Annotated in this window: 11 protein-coding genes; 5 read left to right on the top strand and 6 right to left on the bottom strand. The window is 71.3% G+C overall.

The window, feature by feature from the left end:
- Positions 1 to 122 precede the first annotated feature (122 nt).
- Positions 123 to 1028, bottom strand: coding sequence for an LLM class flavin-dependent oxidoreductase (locus tag ACFWP3_RS29195; RefSeq protein WP_384226820.1), 906 nt, complete (start codon positions 1026 to 1028; stop codon positions 123 to 125).
- A gap of 124 nt (positions 1029 to 1152) precedes the next feature.
- On the opposite strand from ACFWP3_RS29195, the gene ACFWP3_RS29190 reads away from it, so the two are divergent.
- The gene (locus ACFWP3_RS29190; RefSeq protein ID WP_384226818.1) at positions 1153 to 2040 is read left to right on the top strand and encodes a Cof-type HAD-IIB family hydrolase; all 888 of its coding nucleotides are present in this window, start codon (positions 1153 to 1155) and stop codon (positions 2038 to 2040) included.
- Positions 2041 to 2099: 59 nt separating this feature from the next.
- Here ACFWP3_RS29190 and ACFWP3_RS29185 read toward each other — a convergent pair whose 3' ends face one another.
- The 4 genes from ACFWP3_RS29185 to ACFWP3_RS29170 form a co-directional block, all read right to left on the bottom strand.
- On the bottom strand, positions 2100 to 3836 hold the full coding sequence (locus ACFWP3_RS29185; RefSeq protein WP_384226815.1) for a GAF domain-containing sensor histidine kinase: 1737 nt from the start codon (positions 3834 to 3836) through the stop codon (positions 2100 to 2102).
- Between the two features lie 24 nt (positions 3837 to 3860).
- On the bottom strand, positions 3861 to 7418 hold the full coding sequence (gene cydD, locus ACFWP3_RS29180) for a thiol reductant ABC exporter subunit CydD (protein ID WP_384226813.1): 3558 nt from the start codon (positions 7416 to 7418) through the stop codon (positions 3861 to 3863).
- Between the two features lie 74 nt (positions 7419 to 7492).
- Entirely contained in the window at positions 7493 to 8494 is a 1002-nt protein-coding gene (cydB, locus tag ACFWP3_RS29175) for a cytochrome d ubiquinol oxidase subunit II (RefSeq protein WP_384226811.1), read from the bottom strand.
- 18 nt (positions 8495 to 8512) lie between these two features.
- Complete coding sequence (locus ACFWP3_RS29170; protein WP_384226809.1) at positions 8513 to 10018, bottom strand: cytochrome ubiquinol oxidase subunit I; 1506 nt, start codon at positions 10016 to 10018, stop codon at positions 8513 to 8515.
- Between the two features lie 190 nt (positions 10019 to 10208).
- On the opposite strand from ACFWP3_RS29170, the gene ACFWP3_RS29165 reads away from it, so the two are divergent.
- Entirely contained in the window at positions 10209 to 10577 is a 369-nt protein-coding gene (locus tag ACFWP3_RS29165) for a cyclophilin-like fold protein (protein WP_384226807.1), read from the top strand.
- Between the two features lie 6 nt (positions 10578 to 10583).
- Here ACFWP3_RS29165 and hisC read toward each other — a convergent pair whose 3' ends face one another.
- Positions 10584 to 11663: a histidinol-phosphate transaminase gene (gene hisC / locus ACFWP3_RS29160; protein ID WP_384226805.1), complete on the bottom strand. Its 1080-nt coding sequence runs from the start codon at positions 11661 to 11663 to the stop codon at positions 10584 to 10586.
- A gap of 361 nt (positions 11664 to 12024) precedes the next feature.
- Between hisC and ACFWP3_RS29155 the strand changes: the two genes are divergently transcribed.
- The 3 genes from ACFWP3_RS29155 (at position 12025) to ACFWP3_RS29145 (ending at position 15582) form a co-directional block, all read left to right on the top strand.
- The gene (locus tag ACFWP3_RS29155; protein ID WP_384226803.1) at positions 12025 to 13140 is read left to right on the top strand and encodes a LacI family DNA-binding transcriptional regulator; all 1116 of its coding nucleotides are present in this window, start codon (positions 12025 to 12027) and stop codon (positions 13138 to 13140) included.
- Between the two features lie 232 nt (positions 13141 to 13372).
- Positions 13373 to 14626 carry a metallophosphoesterase gene (locus ACFWP3_RS29150; RefSeq protein ID WP_384226800.1) on the top strand — a complete coding sequence of 418 codons (1254 nt, stop codon included), beginning with the start codon at positions 13373 to 13375 and terminating at the stop codon, positions 14624 to 14626.
- Between the two features lie 149 nt (positions 14627 to 14775).
- Entirely contained in the window at positions 14776 to 15582 is an 807-nt protein-coding gene (locus tag ACFWP3_RS29145; RefSeq protein ID WP_384226798.1) for a hypothetical protein, read from the top strand.
- Positions 15583 to 15695: the final 113 nt, after the last annotated feature.

The raw sequence follows: 15695 nt of genomic DNA, 5'->3' as shown, positions 1-15695 counted from the left end.
GTTTCCTCTTTTTTTTATACTCCCCGGGGCGCCCCGCGCCCCCCCCCGCGCGCGGCCCCCGCCCGCCCCGGGGGCCGCCCCCCCCCCGCCGGGGGGGGGGCCCCCGACCGCGGGAGCGGGGATCAGCCCTTCAGCTGGGCTGACGCCTCCAGGGCGATCTTTTCGAAGACCGCCTCGTCGGCGGCGAAATCGGAGTCCGGGATCGGCGCGTGGATGACCAGCTCGGTGAAGCCCAGCTCGAGGTGACGGCCCGCGAAGTCGACGAACGCGTCCACGGACTCCAGCATCGTGTTCCGTTCGGGCGTGAAGCCGGTCAGGAGGATCTTCTCCATCGGCGCGAACTCCCGCCCGATCTCCTCGAACGCCGCCTCCAGCCGTCCGAACTGGCCACGCAGCGCCTCCAGCGACTGCTCGGGCGTGCCCTCCTCGAAGAGCTTCGGGTCACCCGTGGTCACCCAGGCCTGCCCGTGCCGCGCGGCAAGGCGCAGACCCCGCGGGCCCGTGGCGGCGACGGCGAACGGCAGACGCGGCCGCTGGACACAGCCGGGGATGTTGCGGGCCTCCACCGCGGAGTAGAAGGTGCCCTGCGAGCTGACCGCGCCCTCGGTCAGCAGCCTGTCCAGCAGCGGTACGAACTCGCCGAACCGGTCGGCCCGCTCGCGGGGGCTCCACGGCTCCTGACCCAGCGCGGTCGCGTCGAAGCCGTTGCCGCCCGCCCCGATACCGAGGGTGACGCGCCCGTCAGAGACGTCGTCGAGGGTGATGAGCTCCTTGGCGAGGGTCACGGGGTGGCGGAAGTTCGGGGAGGTGACCAGCGTCCCCAGGCGCAGCCGTTCGGTGGCCCCGGCCGCCGCGGTCAGGGTCGGCACCGCTCCGAACCAGGGCCCTTCGCGGAAGGTCCGCCATGACAGGTGGTCATAGGTGTACGCGGTGTGGAACCCGAGCCGCTCTGCCCGGACCCACTGGTCGCGCCCCCCTTCGTGCCATCGACGTACCGGAAGGATCACCGTGCTCAGTCGCAGACTCATGCGTTCGAGACTACGACCGCCCGATGTTTCACGTGAAACACGACTCCCGAACCCCTGTGTTTCACGTGAAACATCCGGGCCCCGGGACGGTACGGCCCCACCGTGGTCCGGCCGGTCCCGGGCGATGGGCGAAGATGGGTCGGTGACCTCGGCTCCCCAGCGCCCGGACGGGCCAACCCCCACCCCCCGGCTCATCGCCACCGACCTCGACGGCACCCTGCTGCGCGACGACAAGTCCGTCTCGCTCCGCACCGTCGCCGCGCTCGCCGCCGCCGAGGAGGCCGGGATCGAGGTCTTCTTCGTCACCGGACGGCCCGCCCGCTGGATGGACGTGGTCAGCGACCACGTCCACGGTCACGGACTGGCGATCTGCGCGAATGGCGCAGCGGTCGTCGATTTGCACGCCGGACGGGAATTCGTCCTGGTCAGGGCCCTTCCCCGGGCTGCCGCGATGTCCGTCGTGAAGGCACTGCGCAGTGCGGCGCCGGGCACCTCGTTCGCGGTGGAGCTGACCACCGGCATCAACTACGAGCCGGCGTACCCGCCGTTCTTCCAGGACCCCGGCGCCCACCTCGCCGTCGCCGAGAAGCTGCTCGACGAGGACACGGAGGTGAGCGCCCCGCCCGTGCTCAAGCTCCTCGCGCACCACGCCGAACTGGCCCCGGACGAGTTCCTCGCCCTGGCCCGCGAGGCTGCGGGCGAGTACGCCTCGATCACCCGCTCCAGCCCGACCGCCCTGCTGGAGATCAGCGGACAGGGCGTCTCCAAGGCGAGCACCCTGGCGCTGTGCTGCGCCGAGCGCGGCATTTCCCCCGCCGAGGTCGTCGCCTTCGGGGACATGCCGAACGACGTGGAGATGCTCAGCTGGGCCGGCACCTCCTACGCGATGGGCAACGCCCATCCGGACGTGATCGCGGCCGCGTCCGGCAGTACGACGGCCAACAACGAGGACGGGGTCGCCGTCGTCATCGAGCGCATCGTGGCCGACCGGATCGCTCAGCGCCAACAGTAGGGACACCCGGGGCTGCTGCCCCCGGACTCCGGTGAACGCGCCGGCCGCGCCGGCCGGCCCTAGAGCGGGGCCTCCCACACCAGGGTCGTCCCGCCGCCGTCCTCCCCGATGCCCGGACCGTACGAGCTCGCGCCGCCCAGCGACTCGGCCCGCCGGCGCAGGTTCCGCAGCCCGCTGCGCCGCCCGCCCTCGGGGATGCCCACCCCGTCGTCGGCGACCTCCAGCCGGACCCCGGGGCGTCCGTCCGCCAGCGTGATGGTGGAGTCCAGGACCACCTCGATCCGGGAGGCCTCGGCGTGCCGGAAGGCGTTGGACAGGGCCTCGCGCAGCGCGGCGATCAGGTTCTTGCCCACCAGCTCGCCGACGACCGCGTCGACCGGACCGAGGAAGCGGTGCGCGGGCTTGAAGCCGAGCGGCACGGCGGCCATGTTGATCTCCCGGAGCACCCGGGTGCGCAGCCCCGAGGGGGCCTCCGCCGGGCCCTGCTGGAGGGCGAAGATCGCCGTACGGATCTCCTGGATCGTCACGTCCAGCTCGTCCACGGCCTTGCCGACCCCGTCGCGGACCTCGGGGACGATGGACCGGCGCTGCGCGCCCTCCAGCATCATCCCGGTCGCGAACAGCCGCTGGATGACGAGGTCGTGCAGGTCCCGGGCGATGCGGTCGCGGTCCTCGAACACGGCGAGTCGTTCCCTGTCGCGCTGCGCCTCGGCCATCATCAGCGCAAGCGCCGCCTGCGAGGCGAACTGCGTGGCCAGGGTCCGCTCGGCCTCGCTGAACGGCCGTTTGCCGCGCGCCCTGGGGGTCACCAGGGCGCCCAGCACCCGGCCTCCGCTGTGCAGCGGCAGCATCATGCAGGGCCCGTACTGACTGGTCAGCTTGCTGATCATGCGCGGGTCGGAGGACGCGTCGTCCACGAAGACCGGTTCGCCCTGGAGGAGGTTGTGCACGACCGGGCTCTCGGCGGGGACCACCACACCGAGGGAGGTGGCCGGGTTCTCGGCGGAGACGGCGACGATCTCCATCCCGCCGTCCTCGGCGGGCAGCATGACGATCCCGGCCGAGGAGTCCGCCAGCCGGCGGGCCTGCTCGGCCACCACCGCGAGGGCGTCGTCCGCGTCCCCGCCGGACAGCAGGGCGGTGGTGACGGCCACCGAGCCGTCGATCCAGCGCTCCCGCTGGGTGGCCGCCTCGTACAGCCGGGCGTTGCCGATGGCGATGCCCGCCTCGGTGGCCAGGACGCGGACCATGTGGACGTCGTAGTCGTTGAACGGGCCGCCGCCGTTCTTCTCGGCGAGGTAGAGGTTGCCGAAGATCTCCCCCTGGACGCGGATCGGGACGCCGAGGAACGTCTTCATGGTCGGGTGGTGCGGCGGGAAGCCGGCGGAGCGCGGATCCTTCGTCAGATCCTCGAGCTGGACCGTGTCGGGATGCGAGATCAGCGCCCCGAGCAGGCCCCGTTTCCCGTCCGGACGGTGACCGATCTTCCGGGCCAGCTCGGAGCTGATCCCGAAGGTGACGAAGTCCGAAAGCCCCCGGCCCTCGGTGTCGACGACGCCGATCGCCGCGTAGCGGGCGTCCGCGAGCTCGGCCGCGGTCTCGCAGATCCGGTCCAGCGTGGAGTGCAGTTCGAGCCCGGTACCGACCGACCTCATGGCCTCCAGCAGTTGCGGCACCCGGGCCGTGAGCTCGGTGGACAGGCCTTGCAGACTCCTGGTGGCCTGGGTGGCGGCCTCCAGCGGGTCCGGCGTACCCGGTGTTGGTTCCGGCGGTTCCTGGGACTCCTGCACTGACATGTCCTTGAGACTAGTTAGTCCCGATTAGTGGGGAAAGTCGGCATGGGGAAAGTCGGCCACCATACCGTCGGCCTCCCGTTCCCGCTCCAGCAGCCGCCGCAGCGGTCCCTCGGCGGCGGCCAGCTCGGCGTAGCCGCCCCGCTGTACGACCTCGCCGCCGTCGAGCACGAGCACCTCGTCGACCGCCTCCAGTCCGGCCAGCCGGTGCGTGATCAGCACGGTGGTGCGGCCCTCGGTCGCCGCCAGCAGGTCCGCCGTCAGCGCGTCAGCCGTGGCCAGGTCCAGGTGCTCGGCCGGCTCGTCCAGCACCAGGACGGGGAAGTCCGCGAGCAGCGCCCGGGCCAGGGCCAGTCGCTGGCGCTGGCCGCCGGAGATCCGCTCACCGTGTTCGCCGACCAGCGTGTCGAGCCCTTCCGGAAGCCCGTCGGCCCACTCCAGGAGCCGCGCCGCGGCGAGCGCGTCCCGCAGCTCCTCCTCGCTCGCTCCGGTCCGGGCCAGCCGCAGGTTCTCCCGTACGGAGCTGTCGAAGAGGTGCGCGTCCTGGGCGCAGAGGCCCACGAGCGCGCGGACGTCATCGCCGTCGAGAGCGCGCGCGTCGGTCCCGCCCAGCGTGTACGTGCCTGCGCACGGGTCCAGGAAGCGCAGCAGGACCTGCGCCAGGGTGGTCTTGCCGGAGCCCGAGGCACCGACGACGGCGATGCGCCGGCCGGCCTCCAGGGTCAGGTCCACACCCCGCAGCGCGTCCCTTTCCTGGCCCGGGTGCCGGGCACCGAGCCCGGTCAGCCGCAGCGGGAAGGGCGAGCCCGGAGCGGCGGCGGGCCGTCCCGGCTCGGCGACCGGAGCGGGCGCGTCGATGACCTCGTAGACCCGCTCGGCGCTGCGCCGTACCCGCTGGCGGTACTGGACCGCGAGCGGCAGGCCGTTGACCGCCTCGAAGGCGGCGAGCGGGGTCAGCACGGCGACGGCCATGGCCACCCCGGACAGCCGTCCGTCGTGCACGGCGTTCGCGGCCGCGGCCGCGGCGGCCACGACGGTCAGGCCGCAGACGAGAGCGGACAGCCCGCCGCCCAGACCGGCGGCGGCCGCTCCGCGCGCGGCGATCCGTGTCAGGACGCCGTCGCTCTCCCGGGTCCGGCCCTTGCGGTCCTCCAGCGCTCCGGCGACGGTCAGCTCCGCGGTGCCGGTGAGCAGATCGGCCACCCGGGTGGCGAGCTCGCCCCGGGCGGGCGAGAGCCGGCGTTCGGCACGCCGCGCACAGGCCCCGCTGACGAGCGGCACACCGACGCCGGCGGCGAGCAGTCCGACGGCGAGCGCGGCTCCGGCCTCCGGCAGCAGCCAGGTGGTGAAGGCGACCGAGCCGGAGCCGACGAGCACCGCGGTCCCGACCGGCAGCAGCCAGCGCAGCCAGTAGTCCTGCAGCGCGTCGGCATCGGCGACCAGCCGGGCCAGCAGGTCACCGCGCCGGTGCTCGCGCAGCCCGGCGGGGGCGATGCGCTCCAGCCTGCGGTACACGGAGACCCTCAGATCGGCGAGCATCCGCAGCACGGCGTCGTGCGATACGAGCCGCTCCGCGTACCGGAAGACGGCCCGGCCCATTCCGAAGGCCCGGGTGGCCGTCACGGCCACCATCAGATAGAGCACGGGCGGCTGCTCGGAGGCCCGCGAGATCAGCCAGCCGGACACGGCCATCAGCCCGACGCTGCACCCCACGGCCAGCGCTCCGAGCAGCAGCCCGAGCCGGAAGCGGCCCTGCCATGCCTTGGCCACGGCCCGTACCCGGCGCAGCGGATCGCTCCCGCCCGAGTCGGTCCCGCCGACGACGGCGCGCGACCGCTCGGCCGCGGGGCCGAGGATCCACTCCCCGGCGTCGGGCGAGGACGGGCCGGGAGCCTCGGCCGAGGGGGCGGCGGCGGGCCGGGGGAGCGGTCCGCGGTCGGCGCCCGCGGCGGTCATCGGCACCACCCGGTCGGCGACCGCGAGCAGCGCCGGCCGGTGCACGACCAGCAGGACGGTCCGGCCCACGGCCAGCCGCCGCACCGCGTCCACCACTGCGGCCTCGGTCTCGCCGTCCAGCGCGGCGGTCGGTTCGTCCAGCAGCAGCACGGCCCGGTCCGCGAGGAAGGCCCGGGCGAGCGCCAGCCGCTGGCGCTGCCCGGCGGACAGCCCCACACCGCCCTCGCCCAGGGCGGTTTCGACCCCGCGCGGCAGCGCGGCCACGAACTCCCAGGCCCCCGCGTCCTTCAGGGCCCGGGCCACGTCCTCGTCACAGGCCTCCGGGCGGGCCAGCCGTACGTTCTCCCCGATGGTCCCGGCGAACAGGTGCGGGCGCTGCGGAACCCACGCCACCCGCTCCCGCCATGCCTCGGGCGACAGCTCGGCGAGGTCCGCTCCGTCGATCCGGACCCGTCCCGCGGTCGGTGCCACGAACCCCAGCAGCACCTGGAGCAGGGTGGACTTCCCGACTCCGCTCGGGCCGGTGAGGGCCACGCACTCCCCGGGTTCGACGGTCAGCGAGACGGGCCCGGGCGACTCCTCGCCGCGGCCCTCGTAGCGGACGGCCACCCCGTCGATCTCGATGCGCAGGGGGGCGCCGCCCGGCAGAACGGCCCCGCCGGCCGGACGCGCGACAGGGGTTTCGAGTACCTCGAAGATCTCCTCCGCGGCCGCCAGCCCCTCGGCGGCCGCGTGGTACTGCGCGCCGACCTGCCGCAACGGCAGGTACGCCTCGGGCGCCAGGATCAGGATGACCAGGCCGGTGTAGAGGTCCAGTTCCCCGTGGACCAGCCGCATGCCGATGGTGACCGCCACCAGCGCCACCGACAGGGTCGCCAGCAGTTCCAGGGCGAAGGAGGAGAGGAAGGCGATGCGCAGCGTCCGCATCGTCGCGCGCCGGTAGTCGTCGGTGATCTTGCGGATGGACTCGGCCTGGGCCTTGGCCCGTCCGAAGACCTTCAGGGTGGGAAGTCCGGCCACCACGTCGAGGAAGTGCCCCGACAGGCGGGACAGCATCCGCCACTGACGGTCCATCCGGGACTGGGTGGCCATGCCGATGAGGACCATGAACAGCGGGATCAAGGGGAGGGTGACGACGATGATGGCCGCCGACACCCAGTCCTCGGTGACGATCCGGGCGAGCACCGCCACCGGTACGACCACCGCGAGCCCCAGCTGGGGCAGGTAGCGGGAAAAGTAGTCGTCGAGCGCGTCCACGCCCCGGGTGGCCAGGGCGACCAGCGACCCGGTCCGCTGGCCGGTCAGCCAGCCGGGCCCCAGATCCGCGGCCCGGTCCAGCAGCCGGCCACGCAGTTCGGACTTGACCGCCGCACCGGCCCGGTGCGCGGCCAGCTCCGTCAGCCAGGCGACGAGGCCGCGCCCCAGCGCCACCGCCGCGAGCAGCAGCAGCGGCGTCCGGAGCGCGGCGCCGCCCAGACCCTCCTCGAAGGCACCGACCACGATCTCGGCGATCAGCATCGCCTGACCGACGACCAGCCCCGCCCCGGCGAGGCCCAGGGCCACCACCGCGGCCAGGAAGAGGCGGGTGGAACGGGCGTACCGAAGCAGGCGCGCGTCGATCGGTTTCACGTGAAACATCCCCCAGGCAGGGTCAGTCGGTCAGGCAGGAGGGTCTCGGCGGCGGTGCCGCAGCGCTCGGGAACTCAGTGCGCGTCGACGATGTGCTGCGTTCCGATCCGCTTGCGGAACACCCAGTAGGTCCAGCCCTGGTAGAGCAGGACCAGCGGCGTGGCCACTCCCGCGCACCAGGTCATGATCTTCAGGGTGTACGGGCTGGACGAGGCGTTGGTGACCGTGAGGCTCCAGGCGTCGTCCAGCGAGGACGGCATGACGTTCGGGAAGAGCGTCAGGAAGAGCATCGCGACGGCTGCCGCGATGGTGACCCCGGACAGGGCGAACGACCAGCCCTCACGGCCCACGAGGTTGAACCCGAGGGCCGCGACCAGGGCCACCACGGCCACAGCCATCGCGACCAGGCTCGCCCCGTCGCCGCGCGAGACCTGCGTCCAGATCAGGAACACCAGGGCGAGCACGGCGGTGACCACACCGAGCCGGGTGGCCAGGGCGCGGGACCGGTCGCGGATGTCACCGACCGTCTTGAGCGAGGTGAAGACCGCGCCGTGGAAGGTGAACAGGGTGAGGGTGACCAGGCCGCCGAGGATCGAGTAGACGTTGAGCAGGTCGAAGAAGGTGCCGACGTACTCCTTGTTCTGATCGATCTTCACCCCGCGGACGATGTTGGCGAAGGCCACGCCCCACAGGAACGCGGGGATCAGCGAGGTCCAGAAGATCGCGTGCTCCCAGTTGGTTTGCCACTTGTCCTCGGGGCGCTTGTGCCGGTACTCGAACGCCACCCCCCGGATGATCAGGCAGACCAGGATGAGCAGCAGCGGCAGGTAGAACCCGGAGAAGAGGGTGGCGTACCAGTCGGGGAACGCGGCGAAGGTCGCGCCGCCCGCGGTGAGCAGCCAGACCTCGTTGCCGTCCCAGACGGGCCCGATCGTGTTGATCAGGACCCGCTTCTCCTTACGGTCACGGGCGAGCAGCTTGGTCAGGACGCCAACTCCGAAGTCGAAGCCCTCCAGGAAGAAGTAGCCGATCCACAGGACGGCGATGAGCACGAACCAGACGTCGTGGAGTTGCATCGTGCGGTCTCCTCAGCCTCAGTACGAGAAGGCCATCGGCCGGTCGGGGTTCTTGTCGTCCCCGCCGATCTTGGTGGGCGGGTTGAGGTCGGCCTCGGTGAGCTCCGGGGGGCCGAGCTTGACGTACTTCACCAGCAGCTTGACCTCGATCACGGCGAGCACCGCGTAGAGGGCAGTGAAGCCGATCATGGATGTGAGGACCTCGCCCTGGGACACGCCGGGCGAGACGGCGTCACTCGTGCGCAGGACTCCGTAGACCACCCAGGGCTGGCGCCCCATCTCGGTGAAGATCCAGCCCCAGGAGCTGGCTATGAGCGGGAAGCCCATGGTCCAGAGCGCGACGATCCAGTACAGCCGTCCCCACTTGGGGCTCAGCGCCTTCTTGAAGAGGACCAGGTGGGGGACCTCGTCCTCCGAGGTCCGCAGCCCCGGCGGCAGCATGAACTTCTTGCGGGTCAGCCACAGCCCCAGCACGCCCACGCCCAGCGAGGCCATGCCGAAGCCGATCATCCAGCGGAAGCCCCAGTAGGCCACGGGGATGTTGGGCCGGTAGTCGCCGGGCCCGAACTTCTCCTGCTCGGCCTTGTTGACGTCGTTGATGCCCGGGACGAAGGAGGTGAAGTCGTCATTGGCCAGGAAGGACAGCAGGCCGGGGATCTCTATCGCGACCTTGTTGTGGCCCTTGTCGACATCGCCGTAGGCGAAGATCGAGAAGGGCGCCGGCGCCTCGCCGTCCCAGAGCGCCTCGGCCGCGGCCATCTTCATCGGCTGCTGCTTGAACATGACCTTGCCGAGCAGGTCGCCGCTGATGGCGGTGCCGAGTCCGGCGATGATCAGGGTGACCAGGCCGAGCCGCAGCGAGGTCCGCATCACGGGGATGTGCTTCTTGCGCGCCAGGTGGAAGGCGGCGATGCCGACCATGAAGGCGCCGCCGACCAGGAACGCGGCCGTGATGGTGTGGAAGAACTGGGTGAGCGCGGTGTTCTGGGTGAGGACGAGCCAGAAGTCGGTGAGTTCGGCGCGGCCGCGTTCCTCGTTGATGCGGTAGCCGACGGGGTGCTGCATCCAGGAGTTCGCGGCCAGGATGAAGTAGGCGGACAGGATGGTGCCGATGGACACCATCCAGATGCAGGCGAGGTGGATCCTCTTCGGCAGTTTGTCCCAGCCGAAGATCCACAGGCCGATGAAGGTCGACTCGAAGAAGAAGGCGATCAGCGCCTCGAAGGCCAGCGGGGCCCCGAAGATGTCACCGACGAACCGCGAGTAGTCGGACCAGTTCATTCCGAACTGGAACTCCTGGACGATGCCGGTGACGACACCCATCGCGATATTGATCAAGAAGAGCTTTCCCCAGAACTTCGTGGCCCTGAGGTACTTCTCCTTCTCGGAACGCACCCATGCGGTCTGCAGGCCGGCCGTCAGTGCGGCGAGCGAGATCGTCAGGGGGACGAAGAGGAAGTGGTAGACGGTGGTAATGCCGAACTGCCATCGCGCCAGTGTCTCGGGCGCCAAAGCCAGGTCCACGTCGTCATCTCCTTCGGGTCACCGTGGTCACAGCCGCAGCCTGCCTGTTGTGTCCCACTCAAATCGGGAGGAAGCGGGACACGCTTGTGAACGCGTTCACATTCACAAGCATTATGGCGCACTGACTTTCGGGCTCTTCGGGCGGGGTCCCCTCTAGCCAACAGTTTCAACAGATTGTTGAATGCGGCTCATGAAGATTCGAATCTCCTGGCCCGCGGGCCATCTCACCGCGACCCTCGACGAGACCCCGACCGCCAAAGCGCTGGCCGAGGCCCTTCCGATCTCCGCCTCCGCGAACACCTGGGGCGAGGAGGTCTACTTCGACACCGGCGTCTCCGTCGCACTGGAGCACGACGCACGGCAGGTCGTCGAGCCCGGCACGGTCGCCTTCTGGACCGAGGGGGACGCGCTCGCCCTGCCCTACGGCCCCACTCCCATCTCGCGCGGAGGCGAGAGCCGCCTGGCGAGCCCGTGCAACGTGCTCGGCTCCTTCGACGGCGACCCCCGCCTGCTGTCCACCGTCCGCGACGGCGATCCCATCCGCGTGGAACTGGCCTGACCCGGCCTACAGCTCCTTGAAGAAGGCCTCCGCCGTGTGCAGGAAGAGGTCGTTCGCCTCGCACTCACCGATCGTGACCCGCAGGCCCTCGCCCGCGAAGGGCCGGACCACCACACCGGCCTTCTCGCAGGCCGCCGCGAAATCGGCGGTCCGCTCCCCCAGCCGCATCCACACGAAGTTCGCCTGGGTGTCCGGCACGGTCCAGCCCTGCGCGAGCAGCGTCTCGTGGACCCGCTTGCGCTCGCCCACCAGCGCCCCGACCCGGCCCATCAGCTCGTCCTCGGCGCGCAGCGAGGCCACCGCCGCGTCCTGGGCGAGCTGGCTGACACCGAAGGGCACCGCCGTCTTGCGCAGCGCCGCGGCCACCGGCTCGTGCGCCACCGCGAAGCCGACGCGCAGGCCGGCGAGCCCGTACGCCTTGGAGAACGTACGCAGCACGGCGACGTTCGGGCGGTCGCGGTACAGCTCGATGCCGTCCGGCACGTCGGTGTCGCGCACGAACTCGCGGTAGGCCTCGTCGAGCACCACCAGGATGTCCGAGGGCACCCGGTCCAGGAAGCGCTCCAGCTCGGCACGGCGCACGGCGGTGCCGGTGGGGTTGTTGGGGTTGCAGACGAAGATCAGCCGAGTCCGCTCGGTGATCGCGTCGGCCATCGCGTCCAGGTCGTGCACGTCGCCCTCGGTCAGCGGCACCTGCACCGAGGTCGCGCCCGAGATCTGCGTGATGATCGGGTACGCCTCAAAGGAGCGCCAGGCGTACATGACCTCGTCGCCCGGGCCGGCCGTCGACTGGATCAGCGACTGGGCCACGCCCACCGAGCCGGTGCCGGTGGCGACGTGCTCGACCGGCACCCCGAACCGCTCCGCGATCTCGTTCACCAGGCCGGTGCAGGCCATGTCCGGGTACCGGTTGAATTTCCCGGCCGCCGCGACCGCGCTCTCCAGCACCCCGGTCAGCGGCGGGTACGGATTCTCGTTCGAGGACAGCTTGTACGCGACGGGCCCGCCCGCGGCCGCCGGCTTGCCCGGCTTGTACGTGGGAATGCCGTCCAGCTCGGCGCGCAGCTTCGGGCTCTTCTCGCTCACCGCAGGTCCTCCTCGACCATCCCGTCCGACGTCGCCGTCGACTCAATACTGCTCACCTTATGAGGATTCCGCTCTCCCGAGAATGGGGGCGCCTGGAATGCGGGGGAGCGCGCGCATATATGCGCGCGCTGGTGGCCTGCGCCGTGGCGCGCGTCCCTCGTGCAGGTGAGTTGAGACCGGCCCGGAGGCACACCGTTTTGGCATGCCCGTGGCCGCCGACAAGCGCCACCACAGAGTGCAGGGATCAAAAGCCTTCAGTTCCAAGGTCATTGGGGGTGGCGAACCGTGCAGAAACGTGCCTGTCAACGCGTGCATATGCACACGGACCACCCACCCCGCCGAGCCCTACTATCGGCTCGCCATGACAGCAGCAGGGAAGCATCAGGTGAGCCGGACCGAGACCACCCGGCGGGCCGCCGGCCGACAGGGCCGGGCAGGCATCAGGGACGTGGCCGCCGCGGCGGGCGTCTCCATCACAACCGTCTCCGACGCGCTCAATGGCAAGGGGCGGCTGCCGGACGCCACCCGCCGCCACGTCCGCGAGGTGGCCGACAGGCTGGGCTACCGCCCGTCCGCCGCCGCCCGCACCCTCCGTACCGGCAAGTCGGGCCTCATCGGCCTGACCGTGACGACGTACGGGGATGAACCTTTCACCTTCACCGAATTCGCCTACTTCGCCGAGATGGCCAGGGCCGCCACCTCCGCAGCGCTCGCCCGCGGCTACGCCCTCGTCATCCTCCCCGCCACCTCCCGACACGACGTGTGGTCCAACGTCGCCCTCGACGGCACCGTCGTCATCGACCCCTCCGACCACGATCCCGTCGTCAGCGAACTGGTCCGCCAGGGCCTGCCCGTGGTCTCCGACGGCCGCCCGGCAGGCTCCCTCCCCGTCACCGCCTGGGTCGACAACGACCACGAGGCCGCCGTACTCAACCTGCTCGACCACCTCGCCGCCGCCGGCGCCCGCAGAATCGGGCTGCTGACCGGCACCACCACCGACACCTACACCCGGCTCTCCACCACCGCGTACCTCAACTGGTGCGAGCGCGTCGGCCAGGACCCCGTCTACGAGTCCTACCCCGCCCACGACCCCTGCGCGGGCGCCGTGGCCGCCGACCGGCTCCTCGCCCGCCCCGACCGTCCCGACGCCGTGTACGGGCTCTTCGACCCCAACGGCACCGACCTGCTCGCCGCCGCCCGGCGCTACGGCCTGCGCGTCCCGGAGGACCTGCTGCTCGTGTGCTGCAGCGAGTCCACCGTGTACGCCAACACCGAACCGCCCATCACCACCCTCTCCCTCAAACCGCGCCGCATCGGCACCGCCGTCGTGCAGCTGCTCATCGACGCGATCGAGGGCGTGGACACCGGACGCCCCGTCGAACAGGTCGTCCCGACCGAACTCATCATCCGCACCTCGTCGCAGCGCAGGGAGCCCCGAACCACCGTCAGCCCGCCCCGCTCTCCGGAGCAGGACTGACCCGCTCCACCCCTCCTTGGACGGGACCTTTGGCACTGTCCGGGATTTCAGGGACACAGATACCGGGATAAAACGGTAGGAACGATCGGCTCCGGACAGGATTCACCACCCCTGGTGCGTCACAGAGCGCGAGCCGCATTCCTATGATGGGCGCACGACATCACGGACCCTCCTCCCTGGAGGTCAGGAGGGTCCGCAGGTGTACGGCAGCGCGACGGTGGTGGAGGGGTCGATGACTCAGGGGGCCGGTCAGGGACCCGCGATGCGGACGGAAACGCTGCGGGACTTCCGGGTGCCGGTCACCGAACCCGCTCCGTACGCCGTATCCGCCGGGCTGCCCGATGAAGCCCCCGTCTACGGCGAGTACCCGGCGTACTACGAGGAGGGCGCGCCGAGCGTGCCCCCGCAGCCGGGCTACACGCCGCACCCGGCCACCCCGCACACCGCACCGCCCGTCCCGCCGGCACCGCCCGTCCCGCAGCACGCGGCGTACGAGGCACACGAGGTGCACGGGGTCACGGAGCCGGCGCCCGAGGACGACGAGTTCGAGGGCTACACCCCGACCCACCGCGACCTGCCCGTCATCGGGCGCGGCGCGCTCGGCGGCCCCGGCGACACCGTGCAGGTCCAGTACGTCCCCCAGGACCCCGCAGTCGCCGGCCCCGGCCCGCTCTACGTGGTCGGCGACGTCCACGGCTACCTGGACGAACTCGTCACCGAACTCCACGCCCAGGGCCTCATCGACGCCGAGCGCCGCTGGTCCGCCGGAAACGCCCGGATCTGGTTCCTCGGCGACTTCACCGACCGCGGGCCCGACGGCATCGGCGTGATCGACCTCGTCATGCGCCTGTCCGCCGAGGCGGCGGCCGCCGGCGGCTACTGCAAGGCGCTCATGGGCAACCACGAGCTGCTGCTGATCGGCGCCAAGCGGTTCGGCGACACCCCCGTCTCCTCCGGCGCCGGCACCGCCACCTTCCAGGCCGCCTGGCTGCTCAACGGCGGCCAGCGCACCGACATGGAGCGCCTGCAGGACGTGCACCTCCAGTGGATGTCCCGCCTGGACGCGGCCGTCCTGGAGGAAGGGCACCTGCTCCTGCACTCCGACACCACGGCCTACCTGGACTACGGCGACTCGATCGAGGACGTCAACGACACCATCCACGAGCTGCTCAACCGCAACGACGCCGACATCACCTGGGACCTCTTCCGCAAGTTCACCAAGCGCTTCGCCTTCCGCGACGAGGAGACCGGCCCCGGAGCCGTACGCGAACTGCTCGGCACCTACGGCGGCAGCCGCGTGGTGCACGGGCACAGTCCGATCCCCTACCTGCTCGGCGAAGTGGGCACCGAGGACGGCGACGAGTCCCGCGGACCGGAGGCCGTGGACGGCCCCCATGTGTACGCGGAAGGGCTCGCCATCGCCATGGACGGCGGCGTCACGATGGCGGGCAAGCTGCTCGTCGTACAACTTCCCCTGAGTGACTGACGCTTGTCACGCTGGGGGTATTTCTGGAAAGCCCCTGTCAACCTGCGGCGTGGGCGCTCTACCATCGCTCTATCCGTAGCAGGCTCTCCTCCGTTTGTGCCGGCGCCCGGGTCTACGCGGGCAAACCGGCCTCCACGGAGCATCGGGGGATGCACATGACCAGCGCTCCGCACCTGCTGACCGAAGACCGACCGGAGTTCGATCGGCTCCTCGACGAGGCGCTGCGCACCGCACACGAACGGCCCGAGCTCGCCGCGATCGGCGAACGCCTGAACGCCGAACAGCTGCGCACCATGGCCCTGGGGGCCAGCGCCCTCCTGACCGCGGCAGCCGCCACCGAGTACGACCACTACGTGAAGGTCCGCGAGGAACGGCGCGACGAGGTCCTCTCCACTCCCGGGACGACCGGTGAGGACGCCGACGAGCAGGGCGGCGCGGGCCTCGGCGCGGTGATCGCCGTCCTGGCCCCCGTGCTCGCGGGCACCGCCATGCTGATCTTCCTGCTGGTGGGCTACATCCTGAAACTGATCGAACCCGAACCGGCCTTCGCCGACACCATGCTGACGGCGGGCTCGTTCTTCGGCGTGCTCACCGTCGCCTCCCTGGTCTTCGCCGTGATCGGCCTGCTGGTGACGGCCGTGCGCAACGGCGCGACCGAGGTCGCCGCGGACGGGTCCGAGGCGATACCGGACGAGGTCGCGCGGGCCCGCGAGGCCTGGCGGACCGCTCTGCTGGAGCGCGGCATCATGCCGTTCCTGCGGGACGCGCTGGCCGACCCCAGCGCGGGATCGGGGTTCCCGGCCCCTCGCAGACGCAGCAGCCGGATGCCTCACCTGGGGTACACGGCTCCGGACTTCACCAGCCCGGGATCGCCCTCCGAGAGCCCCCGGCCCGGCTACACGGCGCCGGACTTCTCGAGCCCGGACTTCGGCGGCCCGGAGCACGAGCCGAAGTAGGCCGTGCCCCGCTCCGCCCCCGGCGATGTTTCACGTGAAACAAGGGCGCCGCTCCACGGCCCCCACCCCCCGGGGGCGGGGGCCCCCCCCGGCCCGGAGCGCAAAGGTGCCCC

This window comes from Streptomyces sp. NPDC058525 (assembly GCF_042719495.1).
Lineage (GTDB): Bacteria > Actinomycetota > Actinomycetes > Streptomycetales > Streptomycetaceae > Streptomyces.
Note: the sequence above shows the minus strand (reverse complement) of the source record. Positions and strands in the feature narration are given on the sequence as shown.

What these genes read in the sequence shown, in the direction of transcription:
- ACFWP3_RS29185 (WP_384226815.1), bottom strand. Translation starts at nt 3,836, where the DNA reads ATGTCAGTGCAGGAGTCCCAGGAACCGCCGGAACCAACACCGGGTACG.
- ACFWP3_RS29165 (WP_384226807.1), top strand. Translation starts at nt 10,209, where the DNA reads ATGAAGATTCGAATCTCCTGGCCCGCGGGCCATCTCACCGCGACCCTC.
- cydB (WP_384226811.1), bottom strand. Translation starts at nt 8,494, where the DNA reads ATGCAACTCCACGACGTCTGGTTCGTGCTCATCGCCGTCCTGTGGATC.
- ACFWP3_RS29190 (WP_384226818.1), top strand. Translation starts at nt 1,153, where the DNA reads ATGGGCGAAGATGGGTCGGTGACCTCGGCTCCCCAGCGCCCGGACGGG.
- ACFWP3_RS29195 (WP_384226820.1), bottom strand. Translation starts at nt 1,028, where the DNA reads ATGAGTCTGCGACTGAGCACGGTGATCCTTCCGGTACGTCGATGGCAC.
- ACFWP3_RS29145 (WP_384226798.1), top strand. Translation starts at nt 14,776, where the DNA reads ATGCACATGACCAGCGCTCCGCACCTGCTGACCGAAGACCGACCGGAG.
- ACFWP3_RS29150 (WP_384226800.1), top strand. Translation starts at nt 13,373, where the DNA reads ATGACTCAGGGGGCCGGTCAGGGACCCGCGATGCGGACGGAAACGCTG.
- ACFWP3_RS29155 (WP_384226803.1), top strand. Translation starts at nt 12,025, where the DNA reads ATGACAGCAGCAGGGAAGCATCAGGTGAGCCGGACCGAGACCACCCGG.